General features: G+C 66.9%; 14 protein-coding genes. 7 read left to right on the top strand and 7 right to left on the bottom strand.

What is annotated here, in order from left to right; translation table 11 throughout:
* Window positions 1–78: 78 nt before the first annotated feature.
* From P6281_RS05625 to P6281_RS05615, 3 genes are read right to left on the bottom strand one after another with little or no spacing between them, the layout of a single operon-like run.
* On the bottom strand, window positions 79–630 hold the full coding sequence (locus tag P6281_RS05625; RefSeq protein ID WP_038535279.1) for a VOC family protein: 552 nt from the start codon (window positions 628–630) through the stop codon (window positions 79–81).
* Window positions 631–687: 57 nt separating this feature from the next.
* The gene (locus tag P6281_RS05620; RefSeq protein ID WP_041784823.1) at window positions 688–1,059 is read right to left on the bottom strand and encodes a type II toxin-antitoxin system VapC family toxin; all 372 of its coding nucleotides are present in this window, start codon (window positions 1,057–1,059) and stop codon (window positions 688–690) included.
* Entirely contained in the window at window positions 1,046–1,252 is a 207-nt protein-coding gene (locus tag P6281_RS05615) for a type II toxin-antitoxin system VapB family antitoxin (RefSeq protein ID WP_026071432.1), read from the bottom strand. The genes P6281_RS05620 and P6281_RS05615 overlap by 14 nt, the downstream gene beginning before the upstream one ends.
* A 238-nt stretch (window positions 1,253–1,490) precedes the next feature.
* Here P6281_RS05615 and P6281_RS05610 point away from each other — a divergent pair, with 238 nt between their 5' ends.
* On the top strand, window positions 1,491–2,153 hold the full coding sequence (locus P6281_RS05610) for a class I SAM-dependent methyltransferase (RefSeq protein ID WP_014384000.1): 663 nt from the start codon (window positions 1,491–1,493) through the stop codon (window positions 2,151–2,153).
* Window positions 2,154–2,232: 79 nt separating this feature from the next.
* Here P6281_RS05610 and ychF read toward each other — a convergent pair whose 3' ends face one another.
* On the bottom strand, window positions 2,233–3,306 hold the full coding sequence (gene ychF, locus P6281_RS05605; protein WP_009953440.1) for a redox-regulated ATPase YchF: 1,074 nt from the start codon (window positions 3,304–3,306) through the stop codon (window positions 2,233–2,235).
* A gap of 141 nt (window positions 3,307–3,447) precedes the next feature.
* Here ychF and P6281_RS05600 point away from each other — a divergent pair, with 141 nt between their 5' ends.
* A complete protein-coding gene (locus P6281_RS05600) occupies window positions 3,448–4,593 on the top strand; it encodes a DUF6542 domain-containing protein (RefSeq protein WP_193375537.1) in 1,146 nt (381 codons plus the stop codon).
* A gap of 45 nt (window positions 4,594–4,638) precedes the next feature.
* On the opposite strand, the gene P6281_RS05595 is transcribed toward P6281_RS05600, so the two are convergent.
* Window positions 4,639–5,637 carry a 4-hydroxy-3-methylbut-2-enyl diphosphate reductase gene (locus tag P6281_RS05595; RefSeq protein WP_008254378.1) on the bottom strand — a complete coding sequence of 333 codons (999 nt, stop codon included), beginning with the start codon at window positions 5,635–5,637 and terminating at the stop codon, window positions 4,639–4,641.
* An 89-nt stretch (window positions 5,638–5,726) separates the two neighbouring features.
* Here P6281_RS05595 and P6281_RS05590 point away from each other — a divergent pair, with 89 nt between their 5' ends.
* The 4 genes from P6281_RS05590 (at window position 5,727) to P6281_RS05575 (ending at window position 8,991) form a co-directional block, all read left to right on the top strand.
* On the top strand, window positions 5,727–6,326 hold the full coding sequence (locus tag P6281_RS05590; RefSeq protein ID WP_009953444.1) for a lipid droplet-associated protein: 600 nt from the start codon (window positions 5,727–5,729) through the stop codon (window positions 6,324–6,326).
* A complete protein-coding gene (gene xseA, locus P6281_RS05585; RefSeq protein WP_014383998.1) occupies window positions 6,323–7,570 on the top strand; it encodes an exodeoxyribonuclease VII large subunit in 1,248 nt (415 codons plus the stop codon). The genes P6281_RS05590 and xseA overlap by 4 nt, the downstream gene beginning before the upstream one ends.
* Entirely contained in the window at window positions 7,560–7,829 is a 270-nt protein-coding gene (locus P6281_RS05580) for an exodeoxyribonuclease VII small subunit (protein ID WP_008254374.1), read from the top strand. The genes xseA and P6281_RS05580 overlap by 11 nt, the downstream gene beginning before the upstream one ends.
* A 61-nt stretch (window positions 7,830–7,890) precedes the next feature.
* The gene (locus tag P6281_RS05575; RefSeq protein ID WP_014383997.1) at window positions 7,891–8,991 is read left to right on the top strand and encodes a 3-beta-hydroxysteroid dehydrogenase; all 1,101 of its coding nucleotides are present in this window, start codon (window positions 7,891–7,893) and stop codon (window positions 8,989–8,991) included.
* Here the strand turns inward: P6281_RS05575 and P6281_RS05570 are convergent.
* Together P6281_RS05570 and P6281_RS05565 are read right to left on the bottom strand one after the other, a co-directional pair.
* Window positions 8,988–10,532 carry a carboxylesterase/lipase family protein gene (locus P6281_RS05570; RefSeq protein WP_014941405.1) on the bottom strand — a complete coding sequence of 515 codons (1,545 nt, stop codon included), beginning with the start codon at window positions 10,530–10,532 and terminating at the stop codon, window positions 8,988–8,990. The genes P6281_RS05575 and P6281_RS05570 overlap by 4 nt on opposite strands.
* Window positions 10,533–10,591: 59 nt before the next feature.
* Window positions 10,592–13,879: an amino acid adenylation domain-containing protein gene (locus P6281_RS05565; protein WP_324738641.1), complete on the bottom strand. Its 3,288-nt coding sequence runs from the start codon at window positions 13,877–13,879 to the stop codon at window positions 10,592–10,594.
* A 154-nt stretch (window positions 13,880–14,033) separates the two neighbouring features.
* Between P6281_RS05565 and P6281_RS05560 the strand changes: the two genes are divergently transcribed.
* Entirely contained in the window at window positions 14,034–15,305 is a 1,272-nt protein-coding gene (locus P6281_RS05560) for a glycosyltransferase (protein ID WP_014381969.1), read from the top strand.

Here is a 15,305-nt window from a genome sequence, read left to right as displayed (position 1 = left end):
GCGGTCCTCCTGCGGGCCCCGGCGGTGTGGGTGTCGTGCGGGAAGGATGCTAAGCGCCACCCCCGACAACGGCGGCGGTCATCGGGCCGGCAGGGTTCTCCTGGCCTGCATCGTGACGCCCGGGACCGTGTTCGCCAGGTCCGGCCGACTCTTCGCGAAGGCACGAATCGCGCGATAGAACGCCCAAAGTTGGCGAGGCGTAGGGACTTTCGGCACCCAGGCCAATTCCCAGTGAATCCCATTGATCGGGTCGTCGAAGAACACCGCGTAGTAGCCGGGCCAGTACTGCGGGTACTCCTTCGGCTCGTCGGTGACCGGGATCGCACGTTCGACCAAGAATTCACGATGGAAGCGGTCGACCTCTGCCCTACTGCGCGCCCACAACGCGATGTGGTTGATGCCGACCGCCTGATCGGAGTGCGTCAACTTGTCGCCGGTGCGGGCGGGTTGGATGCCGATGTAGCTGTGCGGGTTGACATTACGCGTCATGTAATACGTCGACTGGTATTCCATGTTGAGCGACGAGAAGCTGCTGTAGCCGAGCCAGCCGAACAACGCGTCGTAGAACGCGATCGAGTCGTCGTAGTCCAACACCGCGAACTCGACGTGACACACGCCCCGCCACCGCATAGCGCCTCCTTGTGTGACTGTTGAAGCGGAGCTGGATGACGGCTGCTCCAAACAACGTCACGACTCATCGACGATCGCAACACCCACTTCTTTACACGCCGCTTTCAACTTCTTGTCCCTCGTCCAAAGCCGTGCACCGTCGACGACAGCAACCGACCCAAGAAGGTGGGCGTCGATTGCGCTCAATCCCCTTCCCCACAAGCGGCGACGGTCAACGAGATGGAGGATTTCCGCGTGCGTCAACAACGGAAACTCGCGCAGATGGGACAGCAATCTCAGTACGTCGTCGCGCTGCTTGATCATACCGAGTGCCAGCTCCTCGATCACCATTTGGTGGCAACCGATTTCGTCGTTGGTCAAGCGGCCGACGAGGCGATGCTCGGCGACGTGCAGATGGTCAATCCATATCGATGTGTCAACGAGGATCACGGGTCGGCGGCCTCCGCCGCGGGGCGGCCGACGCCTTGGGGTCCGTGCCGCCGAGCGCCGCGAGACGGCGGGCGCTCTCTACCCGAATGAGGGTCTGCAATCCCTGACGGAGAAGCGCCGCACTCTCCGTCACGCCGGTCAGTTCCGCCGCCTGAGCCAGTAAGGCATCGTCGATGGTCACTGTTGTCCTCATCGACACCTCCATACGCATCATTTGATGCATACCATGATGCCACAAGTCGACCGGCGAGTCCTTCGGGCCATGATCACGCGGCCGGCGTTGGTCTGGGACGGAGCTAGACGTTGAACCGGAACTCCACGACGTCGCCGTCGGCGCGTCGTCACGATGTGCTGGACGATATTCGTCCGCCGACCGGACACCTTCGTTGCCCAGGCTCCAGTCACTTCATCCGATAAGCCGTGCCGCATCAGTGTCCGTGCTCTACGGTCGTCAAATGGGTGTCCGGGACGCGGTCATGGCGGGTATTGCTCAGCAGCTCGGCCATCCAAGTGGTCTGCGCGGGCGGTTGGTTGGTGCGGCGCTCAATCGGGGCAACCGGCGCTTCGTGAGCGCCGCCGCGCGGGCGCTGCAACCCGATGAAGCATCGGCGGTGGCCGATGTCGGATTCGGTGGCGCAGTGGGGCTGAAATTCCTGCTCGACAGTGTCGGTCCGTCGGGCAGAGTTCACGGTGTCGAGGTGTCGGAGACGATGCTCAGCCGAGCCGCGCGACGCTACCGCCGTGACATCGCAACCGGGCGGCTGTCGTTGCATTCCGGGTCCATGACGCAGTTGCCCTTTCCCGATGGGGCATTGGACGGCGCCATCACCGTCAACACCATCTACTTCGTCGCCGAGCTCGACAGAGCGTTCAGAGAGCTTGCCAGGGTGATAAACGGTCGGGGCCGACTCGTCATCGGACTGGCCGACCCCGACGTCATGGCAAAACTGCCATTCACGGAACACGGCTTTCACCTCCGTCCGGTGCCGGACGTGATCGACACGTTACGCAGCACCGGCCTCACGGTCGAACACCGCCAGATCAGTGGAGACGCCAACGCACGGCACCTGCTGATCGCCCACGGCGTCGCGTGAGAGGTCGCGAACGAGTGCGGGACATCGATCGAGGCAGACTTTCGACTTCGTTCGCCAGCGACCGCCCTACTTTGATGGCTTAGACGTTGAAGCGGAACTCCACCACGTCGCCGTCGGCCATGACGTAGTCCTTGCCCTCCATGCGGACCTTGCCGGCCGCCTTGGCCGCCGCCATCGAACCCGCGGCGATCAGGTCGTCGTAGGACACGATCTCGGCCTTGATGAAGCCCTTTTCGAAGTCGGTGTGAATCACCCCGGCGGCCTTGGGAGCGGTGTCTCCCTGGTGAATCACCCAGGCGCGCGCCTCTTTTGGGCCCGCCGTCAGGTAGGTCTGTAGCTTGAGGGTGTGAAAACCGGCCCGCGCCAACGCGTCTAGCCCCCGCTCGGTTTGCCCGATGGACTCGAGCAGCTCGGCGGCGGATTCGTCATCCAACTCCTGCAGCTCGGCCTCGATCTTCGCGTCCAGGAACACCGCGTCGGCGGGGGCGACCATCGCGGCCAGCTCGGCCTTGCGGGCATCGTCGGTCAGCACGGACTCGTCGGCGTTGAACACGTACAGAAACGGCTTGGTGGTCATCAGGTTCAGCTCGCGCAGCAGGGACGCGTCGACGCCGGCCGCGAACAGCGTCTTGCCCGAGTTCAGCACCGCCTCCGCGGCGACGGCCGCCTCGTGCACCGGCTTGCGTTCCTTGTTGTTGCGGGCTTCCTTCTCCAGGCGCGGCACGGCCTTCTCCAGGGTCTGCATGTCGGCGAGGATCAGCTCGGTCTCGATCACCTCGATGTCCGAGCGCGGATCGACCTTGCCGTCGACGTGCACGACGTCGTCGTCGGCGAACACCCGCACCACCTGACAGATCGCGTCACACTCGCGGATGTTGGCCAGGAACTTGTTGCCCAGCCCGGCGCCCTCGGACGCGCCCTTCACGATCCCGGCGATGTCGACGAATGTGACCGGCGCCGGCACGATTTTCTCGGAATCGAACATCTCCGCCAGCTTGTCCAGCCGCGGATCGGGCAGCGGGACGACGCCCTCGTTGGGTTCGATCGTCGCGAACGGGTAGTTGGCCGCCACCACGTTGTTCCGGGTCAGCGCGTTGAACAACGTGGACTTGCCGACGTTGGGCAGGCCGACTATTCCCAGGCTCAGGCTCACAGGGAGCCAAGTCTAGGGGCCGCGGGCGTGCCGGATGATCGGGACCGCCCCGCGGCCGAGCGTGCGCGGGAATGGGGCACGCCACAGGATCGCTACGAGGTATTTACGAGCCTTTCGGTCCATTCCCGGTACGGTCTACATGTGTCAGCACAGCGGGCTAGTGCGACGGTGGATGGTGCTCACCGTTCGGTCCACCCCAACATCCCAGGCGCCCCCTGGTATGCAGCCCTGCTTATCGCCGTCACCGCGACAGCTATCGGCTACGGAATCGACGCTGGTCACAAGGAACTGACCCACGTCTTCGCGGGCTTCTATATAGCGGGTTGCGTGGCGGCGGTGCTCGCGGTGCGCCAGGACGGCATTTTCACCACCATCATCCAGCCGCCGCTGATCCTGTTCTGCGCCGTGCCCGGCGCCTACTGGCTGTTCCACGACGCCAAGATCGGCCGCCTCAAAGACCTGCTGATCAATTGCGGCTATCCGCTCATCGAGCGCTTCCCGCTCATGCTGGGCACCGCCGGCGCCGTCCTGGCGATCGGACTGGCCCGCTGGTATTTCGGAAACGCCCAGGGCACGAAGGCGACGAGCACGTCGACCGATTCCGCCGGCGCCACCGGCGTGCACGTCAAGTCCTTCTTCAACAGCATCGGCGCCAAACTGCAGTCGGCGCTGCAGCCCGATGCCGATGACACCGACGAGGCCACCGAGTCGCGCCGCGGCCGCACGTCGGGCTCGTCGGCCAGGACACGCAGAACGGCGCGCGACGGTCGCTCCTCCACGCGTTCCCGCTCCCGGCATGCGCGACCGTCCCTCGACGACGAGTCGGTCGAGCGGCCCGAGCGTCCACGGCGCAGTACCCGCCGCAACGCTGCGGCCGCCCGCGACTACGACGCCGAACCGCCCCGCCGGTCACGGCGCCGGCCCAGGCCGGAGGGCGACCCGGACTTGCGCGGCCAAACCCCCCGGGAGCCGCGCCGCGAGCCGCGCACCCGCCGCAATCCCTACGAGCGACCCTACGACCGGCCCGCGCCCCGCGGCAGCCGTTTCGACGGCTTTGAGCCCTACGGCGACAGGTACGAGGAGAGCCGCGAGCCCTATGAGCCGCGGCGCCGGCGGCCCCCGTCGACCGGGAGCGGCGGCACGCATCACCCCATCTCGCAGGTCCGCTACCGCGGCGGCACCCAGGACCAACCGCGGGAGCCGCACACCGAGCGCCGGAGTCGCTCACGCACACCGGGTCGCGCGCACGGGCGGCCCGCGGCGGAATCCTGGGAGTACGACGTCTAACGGCGCAGCCGGGCGCGGCGAGTCACCGCCAGCGGTCCAAGGCCCTCAGCGGGCTGAGCGGATCTCGCGCGGCAGCGCGAACACGAGGGTCTCCTGCGCGGTGGTGACCGGTTGCACCAGGTCAAAGCCGCACTCGGCGAGCCGCTCGAGCACCCCTTGCACCAAGACCTCGGGAACGGACGCCCCGGACGTGACGCCGACCGTGGTGACTCCCTCGAGCCAGGCCGGGTCGATGTCATCGGCCCAGTCGACCAGGTGGGCCGCGGCGGCCCCGCCGCCCAGCGCCACTTCCACCAGGCGCACCGAGTTCGACGAATTGCGCGACCCGACGACGATCACCAGCTCGCACTCCGGCGCCATCGCCTTGACCGCAACCTGCCGGTTTTGGGTCGCATAGCAGATGTCGTCGCTGGGCGGGTCCTGCAGCTTGGGGAATCGTTGCCGCAGCCGTTCGACGATTTCCATGGTCTCGTCGACCGACAGCGTGGTCTGCGAGAGCCACACCACCTTGTCCTCGTCGCGAACCGTCACGTTGTCCACGGCGGCGACCCCGTCGACCAGCTGCACATGGTCGGGCGCCTCCCCGGCGGTGCCGACGACCTCCTCGTGGCCCTCGTGGCCGATGAGCAGGATGTCGTAGTCGTTGCGGGCGAATCGCCGGGCCTCGTTGTGCACCTTGGTGACCAGGGGGCAGGTGGCGTCGATGGTGTGCAGGTTGCGTTCGGCGGCCGCCGAGTGCACCGAGGGGGCGACGCCGTGCGCGGAGAACACCACGATGGCGCCTTCGGGCACCTCGTCGGTCTCCTCGACGAACACCGCACCGGCCTTTTCCAGCGTGCTGACCACGTGCCGGTTGTGCACGATCTCGTGACGCACATAGACCGGCGGCCCGTGCTTTTCCAGCGCGCGCTCCACGGTCTCGACGGCCCTGTCCACGCCCGCGCAGTAACCGCGCGGCTCCGCCAGGAGCACGCGCTTGCGGGTCGGGGGGACGGCGACCGAGCTGGCTGCGCCGGGAATCCCCATGTCGACGGTCGAGGGCATGTCCCCCAGGGTACGTTCTGCCGACACGGGGCTGCCAGCTCGCGGCGGCGGGCTTGGAGTTAGCCGCCGCTTAAGGCAATCTTGGACCCATGGCTACTGCACCGTATGGGGTTCGGCTGCTGGTCGGCGCGGCGACGGTCGCCGTTGAGGAGACCATCAGGCTGCCGAAAACCATCCTGATGTACCCGATGACACTGGCCAGTCAGGCGGCGCACATCGTGATGCGCTTCCAGCAAAACCTCGCCGAGCTGGTGATCAAGGGGGACAGCACCCTCGAGTCGATTTTCCCGCCCAAGGACGAGAAGCCGGAATGGGCGACGTTCGACGAGGACGTGGACGACGCGATCGACGGGGCTTATGCCACGGTGACCGACGGCGGCGAGGGCGAACGCCGGGCCGAGGGACGGTTCGCGCTGTACTCGGTGGCCGACGCGCACGAAGATGCCAGCGCGCTGACCAAACCCGCCCGCCCATCGAAGAAGCCGGCGGCCGGCGCGTCGGTCTCGCAGCCGGCGGTGGCCACCGAGCTGGACTACTCGGCGCTGACGTTGGCCCAGCTGCGGGCCCGTCTGCAATCGCTGAGCGTGGATGAACTCGAAGACCTGCTGGCCTACGAGCAGGCGACCAAGGGCCGCGCCCCGTTCCAGACGTTGCTCGCCAACAGGATCACCCGCGCGAACGCGAAGTGACCCGAGCCAATACGTCCGAACCGAATTCCGCGGAAAACCCTTTTCCGGTGCGCGCGGTGGCGATCCGGGTGGCCGGCTGGATCGACAAGCTGGGCACCGTCTGGGTGGAGGGTCAGCTCGCCCAGGTCTCGATGCGGCCCGATTCCAAGACCGTGTTCATGGTGCTGCGTGACCCCGCCGCCGACATGTCGCTGAGCGTGACGTGCCCGCGCGACCTGGTGCTGAATGCGCCGGTGAAGCTGGCGGAGGGCACGCAGGTGGTGGTGTGCGGCAAGCCCTCGTTCTACACCGGTCGCGGCACATTTTCGTTGCGGCTCAGCGAGATTCGCGCGGTGGGGGTCGGAGAGCTGCTGGCACGCATCGATCGGCTGCGCAGGCTGTTGGACGCCGAAGGGCTTTTCGATCCGCGGCTCAAGCGCCCAATCCCCTTCCTGCCCAACATGATCGGCCTGATCACCGGCCGGGCGAGCGCGGCCGAGCGCGACGTGAGAACGGTGGCGGCGGCCCGCTGGCCTGCGGTCCGTTTCGCGGTGCGCAACACGGCGGTCCAGGGGCCCAGCGCGGTTGCGCAGATCGTCGACGCCCTACGTGAGCTCGACCGCGACGCCGACGTCGACGTCATCGTCCTCGCCCGCGGCGGCGGCAGCGTCGAGGACCTGTTGCCGTTTTCCGACGAGACGCTGTGCCGCGCGATCGCGGCGTGCCGCACCCCGGTGATCAGCGCCGTCGGCCACGAACCCGACAACCCGCTGTGCGATCTGGTCGCCGATCTGCGTGCGGCCACCCCGACAGACGCGGCCAAAAAGGTGGTTCCCGACACCGCGGCCGAACAGCGGCTGATCGACGACCTGCGCCGGCGCAGCGCACAGGCGTTGCGCAACTGGGTATCTCGCGAGCAACGTGCCCTGGCCCAGATACGCAGCCGCCCGGTGCTCGCCGAGCCACTGACGGCGCTGAAGGCACGCGCGGAGGAGATTCACCGCGCCCGGTCGGCGATTCGCCGCGACATCACCCGGCTGGCCGCCACTGAAACCGAACGGATCGGCCATCTGAGCGCGCGGCTGGCGACGCTGGGCCCGGCGGCCACATTGGCGCGCGGCTATGCGGTCGTGCAATCGGTCGGTCCCGCCGAGAGCCGAGTGCTGCGTTCGGTCGACGACGCGCCGGCGGGCACCCGCTTGCGGGTGCGGGTGGCTGACGGCGCCGTGGCCGCCGTCAGCGAGGGGCCGGCCGATGGCCCGTAAGAATGACGCCGGGGAGGGCCCCGCCGAGCCGGAGGGGACCGAATCCATTACACCTATTAGTCAGCTGGGCTACGAAGCGTGCCGGGACGAACTGATCGAGGTCGTGCGGCTGCTGGAGCAGGGCGGGCTGGACCTCGATGCGTCGCTGCAGCTATGGGAACGAGGCGAACAGCTGGCTAAACGCTGCGAGGAGCATTTAGCTGGCGCCCGCAAGCGGATCGAGGACGCGCTCGCCTCCGGCGACGCCGACGACGCCTGAGACCCGCAACATCGGAGGGCTGCGTTGAAAGATTTTTTCCGAACTGGAACACGTTTCAGTTATGATTTCGCGCATGGGTGATGCATCTCTGACGGCCGAGCTCGGCCGCGTCCTGGTCACCGGGGGGTCCGGATTCGTCGGCGCCAACCTGGTGACCACCCTGCTCGACCGCGGGCATCAGGTCCGCTCGTTTGACCGCGCCCCTTCGCCGCTACCGGAGCATCCCCAGTTGGAGGTGCTGCAGGGAGACATCACCGACACGGCCGTGTGCGCCCGAGCGGTCGACGGCATCGACACGGTGTTTCACACCGCGGCGATCATCGACCTGATGGGCGGCGCGTCGGTGACCGAGGAGTACCGCCAGCGCAGCTTCGGGGTCAACGTCGGGGGCACCGAGAACCTGGTCCGCGCCGGGCAGGCGGCCGGGGTGCAGCGCTTCGTCTACACCTCGTCGAACAGTGTCGTGATGGGCGGCCAGAACATCGCGGGCGGCGACGAGACGCTGCCCTACACCGACCGGTTCAACGATCTGTACACCGAGACCAAAGTGATCGCCGAGCGATTTGTATTGGGCCAGAACAATGTTGACGGCCTACTGACGTGTGCGATCCGGCCCAGCGGCATCTGGGGCCGCGGCGACCAGACGATGTTCCGCAAGCTGTTCGAGAGCGTGATCGCCGGTCACGTCAAGGTGTTGATCGGCCGCAAATCGGCCAGGTTGGACAACTCCTACGTGCACAACCTGATTCACGGTTTCATCTTGGCGGCCCAGCATCTGGTACCCGGCGGCACCGCACCCGGTCAGGCGTACTTCATCAACGACGCCGAGCCGATCAACATGTTCGAGTTCGCGCGGCCGGTGATCGAGGCCTGCGGCGAGAATTGGCCCCGCGTCCGGGTGAACGGCCCCGTCGTGCGCGCGGCGATGACGGGTTGGCAACGGCTGCATTTCCGGTTTGGGATACCGGCGCCGCTGCTCGAGCCACTGGCCGTCGAGCGGCTGTACCTGGACAACTTCTTCTCGATCGCCAAAGCGTCTCGTGACCTCGGCTATCAACCGCTGTTCACCACGGAGCAGGCGCTGTCGGAATGTCTGCCGTACTACGTGGGCATGTTCGAGCAGATGAAGCGAGACGCGTTGACGGCCAAGGTATCCGGTTAGCGAAAGCTCACCATCTCGCTGCCCCAGGCGGCGCGGATGTTCGCGTCGACGTCATGGGCGAGGGTGTCCTTCTTGCCGATGAGCAGGCAGGCACGGTCGGTCGCCCGGTAGCGGGGCCATTCCGGCTCACCGGCGGGTCCCGCGGGCGCGCCGTGCGCGGCGAAGTTGATCCATCGGGTGCGCACCCTCTTGGAGACCGCCTTGGCGGTTCTGGTGCCGCCGAGCTTCAGCGTGGGATCCTTGGGCGCACCGAGAGTTCCCCAGACGTAAGGCAATTCGGTGGCGTGCGCGGCTCCGACCGTCAGCAGCCTCAACAACGGGGTGGAGTAGTCGAACCGGTACAGATACACCGGTGCCGCGTGGGCGTGTCCCTCGGCCAGCCACACCGAGGGCATCCGGAAGCCGACGTCGGTGGCGATGCTCAAACTCCGCGCCTTGCGCCGCAATCGCGAATACGCCGAGCCGATCTCCTCCTCGGTGGGCAACTGCAAATCGGGTTGCTCGGCGGCGATCTGGTTGAACATCGAGGTGATCGCGCTCGGGGTGATCGGCATCAGCGGCGAGCGCATCAGCCGGAAGAGTGCCGCCTCGTGTTTGTTGGTGCCGATGATCAGCGGGACCGGGTGGGTGCGGCCCTCCTGCGCCAGCTTGACCGGGTAATCGCCCAGCACGTCGCCATCGACGATCGGCACGAACGCCAGCGTTCCCGGGTTGCGCGCCGGCACTTCGTCGAACACCTCTTGCGACGCGGCCAGGATCGCCGCCATCGGCATGTCGACCAACCGCTGCGCCTCCGACGGGGCGATCCCCAGTTTGCCGAGGAAGGCTTGGGTGACCCGGTGCGCGCGGTCGCGGTCGTACACCGAGGTGGCCGGCGAGCTCTGCGCGATCGCGCCGGCGAACAGGCCGTCGGCCGCCGGGCTGGCCAGCAGCGTCGTGACGATGCCCGCCCCGGCGGATTCACCGAACAGCGTGACCCGGTGCGGATCGCCGCCGAAGGCGGCGACGTTGTCGCGCACCCACTCCAGCGCCGCGAGCGCGTCGCGCAGCCCGACGTTCGAGTCGAACCGTCGCCCCGCGGTGTCCAACGACGTCAGGTCGAGGAAGCCGAGCACGCCGAGCCGATAGTTGACCGTCACCACGACGACGTCGCCGTGGCTGACCAACCTGCTGCCGTCATAGAGCGTCTGGCTGCTCGATCCCAGGACGTAGGCGCCGCCGTGCAGCCACACCAGGACCGGTTTGGCGTCCCCGGGCCGGGTCTCAGAGGATGCCCAGACGTTGAGCCGCAGGCAGTCCTCGCCCTGCGGTGCGCCCAGATCCAGCGGCATGTTGGGAAACACCGGTTGCGGGCAGGCCGGCCCGAACACGCTGGCGTCGGCGATCTCGGTCCAACGCTCGGGCGGTTGCGGCGCCCGGAAACGTAAGTCGCCCACTGGCGCCGCCGCGTAGCGGATGCCCTTCCACGCCTTGACGCGGCCGTCGTCGACGCCGCGGACCGGGCCGTTGCTGGTTTCGACCACCAGGTCGTCGATCGCCATGCGCGTGCACAATCTCCCGAGTGAGCTCAACAGGGTCGTTACGCCATTATCGTCGACGATCAGGCCGACGGTGCCGGCTCACCGCCGCCACCGTGCCGCACATGCGCGCAGATGCCGGTCAGTGCCTCGAACAACAGCCGGTTCAGCCGCTGGATCTGTTCCTCGTCCAGCGCCGAGGGTGCCCACGTCCATGTCGTGTGCAGGCGCTGGCCGGTACCGGTATCCAGGAGGGCGGCGTTGAATTCCACGGTGTGGCCGAGCGGCGTGGGTATCGCCGACGCCGCGGGGATGGTCGCCATGGCGTCCTCGTCGACCCGCCAGAGATGTTCGGACAGAACGGCCGCATCGGCGTCAAACCGCCCGAGGTAGTTGAATTCGATGGTCGGCTCCGAACCAGCCAGTCCCACTTCGGGATTCAAATAGCGCAGGAGACCGTAGGTCAGGCCGTCAGGCATGGCGCGAAGCCGTTCCAAAGTGGCCGCGATCAACGGTCCCAGCGCGGCCCCGCCGGCGGCTACGTGCGCCCACGGCAATTCACCCACCGTCAGCGCCACCGGGTACTTACTGGTGAACCATCCCACGGTGCGCGACAGGTCGACGTCGCGCCGCAGTTCTTCGGCGCGGCCGTGACCTTTGACGCTGATACCGATCGGTGCGCCGGCGGCGCCGAGGAATTCGTTCCAGGCCAACCCGAACGCGATCAACAGAACGTCTTGCACCCCAGCGTGAAACGCGGCCGACACCTCGCCCAGCAACTGGTGAGTGGTCTCGATATCCAGCGTCGCCAACAGGTGACCAGCGCGGGCGTAGGTGTCGACCGCCGGTCGCACCGCGGGCAACGCGGCGGGCGTCGCCAGCAATTGGCGCCATGCGTCGGCCAGCTCCACGACCGCCGGGCTGCGCGCGTGCTCACTCAGTATCGCCGCCCACCGCGCGAACGACGTTCCACCAGTGGGCAATTCGACCGGCTGCCCGTGGTGATGTTGCGCCCATGCAATGTTCAAGTCTTCGAACAGGATTCGCCATGACGGCACATCCACGGACAGATGGTGAATCATCAACGCCAACTGGCCCGTGTTCGGCACCCACAACGCGGTGAACATCGCCCCGGTCGCCGGATTCAACCGTGACCGGGCGGCCACGAGCGCCTCGTCGGACAGCGCATCCAGCGACTGCAGGCAGGCGCGGGCGTCCACGGCCCCTACCTCGGGTACCCACAGCGACCAATCCCCGTTCCCGGTGTCCGCGGCGCGCAGCCGCAGCATGGCGTGGCGGTCCAGCAGGGCTTGCAGCACGACGACGACGTCGGCCTCGGTCACTCCGGCGGGAGCTTGCAGCACCACCGTCTGGTTGTACTCATCGACCGGACCGTCAAAATCGTGTAGCCAGCGCATGATTGGGGTGGCCACCACCGCACCGACGCCCTCGTCGACCTCCGCCGCCTCGCCATCGAGCAAGACGGCCACCTGCGCAAGCCGGGCCACCGTCTGCTCGACGAAGACATCGCGCTGTCGACACGCCACACCGGCCGCGCGCGCCCGGGCCACCACCTGCATCGACAACACGCTGTCCCCGCCCAGGTCGAAGAACGAGTCGTCCACGCCGACCCGATCGACACCGAGGACCTGGGCATAGATGTCGGCCAGGACCTGCTCGACCGCGTCTCCCGGCGCGCGGTAACGGTCGGCGTCCCGGTACTCCGGTGCCGGCAGGGCGCGTGTGTCGAGTTTGCCGTTGACCGTCAGCGGCAGAGCCTGCAGCCCCACGACCGCGGCCGGCACCATATATTCCGGCAATCGATCCGCCAGTTGCGCGCGCACCTTGACCGGATCGGAGGTCCCGGTGACGTAGCCGACCAGGCGCTTGTCGCCGGGACGGTCCTCACGGGCGATCACGGCAGCCTGCTCGACGCCGTCCAGCGCGCCGAGTGCCGCCCTGACCTCGCCCAACTCGATGCGATATCCGCGGATTTTCACCTGCTCATCCGCGCGGCCCACATACTGCAGCTCACCGTCAGCGTCCCAGCGCACCAGATCGCCCGTGCGATACATACATTGACCGGGCGCCTGGGCATCGCCGAACGGGCACGCCACGAACCGCGACGCCGTCAACCCGGACCGGCCCCAGTATCCGCAGGCCACTCCCGCACCGGCCACATACAGCTCACCGACGGCGCCCGCCGACACCCGACGCAGGAACTTATCGAGCACGAAGAAGGCGAGATGCGCCAACGGCACGCCGATCGGGCTGACGCTGTTCTCGACGTCGCGGACGGCGATCTCCCGGAACGAGGCGTGCACCGTCGTCTCGGTGATGCCGTACATGTTGATCATCCGCGGCGACCCCGGATGATTACGGAACCACGACGCAAGGCGTTGCGGTTCAAGCGCTTCGCCGCCGAAGACCACCGTCTGGAGGTTCAGCTGCCCCATCTCGGAGTGCAGCGCGTCGGCGGTCTGCAGCGCGTGGAACGCCGACGGGGTCTGGCTCAAGACGCTGACCTGTTCGCGCACCAGCAGGGCGTGGAATTCTTCCGACGAACGCACGACACCGTCGGGCACGATCAGCAGCCGAGCGCCGTACAGAAGCGGAGCCCAGATTTCCCAGACGGAGTAGTCGAAGGCCAGGGAATGGCATTGCGTCCACACCTGTCCCCGCGCCAGTTCGGCGTCGAGTGACTCGAGGAGCCGGGTCACATTGTGGTGCGTGACGGCCACGCCCTTGGGCATGCCGGTGGTGCCCGAGGTGTAGACGATGTAGGCGAGGTTGTCGGCGGCGGGGGCCGGCAATGCGGCAGCAACACCGGCGTCGATCGCGGAGTTGTTGATGTCGATGACGGGCACGTCCAAGGTGTCCACCCGCAGACGCAGGTCCGCGGTGGTGATCACGGCGATCGGGGCAGCGTCACCGAGGACCATCCCGAGGCGCGCGTCGGGGTGCGCCGGATCCATCGGCACGTAGGCCGCCCCGGTCTTGATCACGGCCAGGACCGCCACGATCGCCTCGGCGCAGCGCGGCAGCAGCATCGCCACACGCTCGCCCGGGGCGGCGCCGCGGTCAACGAGCAGGTGCGCCAATCGATTAGATGCCGCGTCCAGTTCGCCGTAGTTCATCGAGCGGCTCCCGCACGTGATCGCTACCGCCTCCGCGTCACGGGCCACCTGCGCCGCGAACAATTGCGGAATCGAGACCGGCGTGCGGGCCGGCTGTGCGAGCACCGCTCGGTTGCCCCATTCGTCGAGCTGGCTGTGTTCATCGGCATCGAGTAGGTCGATCGACAACAACCTCTTGGCCGGTTCGGCCGCCGCGGCCGCCGGTAACGCGCCGCCATCAGATTCCATTTTCACCGTTCACACGCCGAGAGAGCTGCCATAGAGTGCAGCGATATTAGGCACACTGATTTTCTCAGCCCCCTGGACGACATCGTGAAATGGTCCGAATTGTACTCAGAGATAACGTGACCCGTCCCGGTTTCACTCGATTGAAAGTTTGAGATCCGTCATGAGATTTGCGCTGGCAAGCTATGGAACTCGAGGCGATATCGAGCCTGCTGTTGTTATCGGCCGCGAACTGCAGCGCAGAGGGCATGATGTGTGCATCGCAGTCCCGCCCGATTTGGTCGGCTTCGCGCAATCGGCCGGCCTGTCCGCGGTGCCCTACGGGGCGGAGACGAACGCCTGGATGGACGCGTTTCGCACCTTCACCACGACGCTGTTCAGCAGGTTCTGGAGGGTTCGGGACATATCGCGGTCTGGGCTCGAAATCAAGAAGGTCACCGACCAGTCTTGGGCGCACATGAACGAGACATTGAAGTCGTTGGCGGAGGGGGCCGACGTGGTACTCGCCGGGCAGACCTATCAGGAAATCGCCGCCAATGTGGCTGAATACCATGGTCTTCCGTTGGTTACCCTGCACCATGTTCCGATGCGTCCCAACGGCCAGGTTGTGGCGATCTTGCCGGCACCGGCCTCTCGCTTCGCGGTGCGGGCGTTCGACTGGCTGACGTGGCGCCTGAGCAAAAAGCTCGAGGACGCGCAGCGCGGCGAACTCGGCCTGCCGAAGACAACGTCTTCCTCACCGCGACGAATTGCCGCATTGAGAGCCTTGGAAATTCAGGCATACGACGAGGTTGCCTTCCCGGGATTGGCGGCCGAATGGGCGAAATGGCGGCGCCAACGGCCCTTCGTGGGCGCGCTGACGATGGAGTTGGCGACGGGCGCCGACGACGAGGCCGCATCGTGGATTGCCGCGGGAACACCGCCGATTTTCTTCGGCTTCGGCAGCATGCCGGTGGAATCTCCGTCCGACACGATCGAGATGATCAGCGGGGCGTGCGCGCAGTTGGGCGAGCGGGCGTTGATTTGCGCCGGCTGGAGCGACTTCGACGACGTCCCGCATTCCGATCACGTCAAGGTGGTCGGCGCGCTGAATTACGCGTCCATCTTTCCCCTGTGCCGGGCCGCCGTGCACCACGGCGGATCGGGCACCACCGCCGCAAGTCTGCGTGCCGGAATTCCCACCCTGGTCCTGTCCGTGGACGGCAATCAGATCATCTGGGGAGCCCAGGTGAAACGCCGCCTCAAGGTGGGCACCCACCGCCGCCTATCCGCCACCACCCGGGAATCGCTCGTCGCAGACCTGCGCCGAATCTTGGCGCCGGAGTACGCAATCCGAGCTCGCGACCTTGCCGCCCGGATGACGACACCCGCCGAAAGCGTCGCCAAGGCAGCAGATCTCGCCGAGAATTTCGCCAGTTCGAGGCGGTCGGCCTAG

Source organism: Mycobacterium sp. 5-140-3-2, assembly GCF_035666375.1.
GTDB lineage: Bacteria > Actinomycetota > Actinomycetes > Mycobacteriales > Mycobacteriaceae > Mycobacterium > Mycobacterium intracellulare.
Note: the sequence above shows the minus strand (reverse complement) of the source record. Positions and strands in the feature narration are given on the sequence as shown.

What these genes read in the sequence shown, in the direction of transcription:
- P6281_RS05570 (WP_014941405.1), bottom strand. Translation starts at nt 10,532, where the DNA reads ATGGCGATCGACGACCTGGTGGTCGAAACCAGCAACGGCCCGGTCCGC.
- P6281_RS05625 (WP_038535279.1), bottom strand. Translation starts at nt 630, where the DNA reads ATGCGGTGGCGGGGCGTGTGTCACGTCGAGTTCGCGGTGTTGGACTAC.
- P6281_RS05595 (WP_008254378.1), bottom strand. Translation starts at nt 5,637, where the DNA reads ATGCCCTCGACCGTCGACATGGGGATTCCCGGCGCAGCCAGCTCGGTC.
- P6281_RS05590 (WP_009953444.1), top strand. Translation starts at nt 5,727, where the DNA reads ATGGCTACTGCACCGTATGGGGTTCGGCTGCTGGTCGGCGCGGCGACG.
- P6281_RS05575 (WP_014383997.1), top strand. Translation starts at nt 7,891, where the DNA reads ATGATTTCGCGCATGGGTGATGCATCTCTGACGGCCGAGCTCGGCCGC.
- P6281_RS05615 (WP_026071432.1), bottom strand. Translation starts at nt 1,252, where the DNA reads ATGAGGACAACAGTGACCATCGACGATGCCTTACTGGCTCAGGCGGCG.
- P6281_RS05560 (WP_014381969.1), top strand. Translation starts at nt 14,034, where the DNA reads ATGAGATTTGCGCTGGCAAGCTATGGAACTCGAGGCGATATCGAGCCT.
- P6281_RS05580 (WP_008254374.1), top strand. Translation starts at nt 7,560, where the DNA reads ATGGCCCGTAAGAATGACGCCGGGGAGGGCCCCGCCGAGCCGGAGGGG.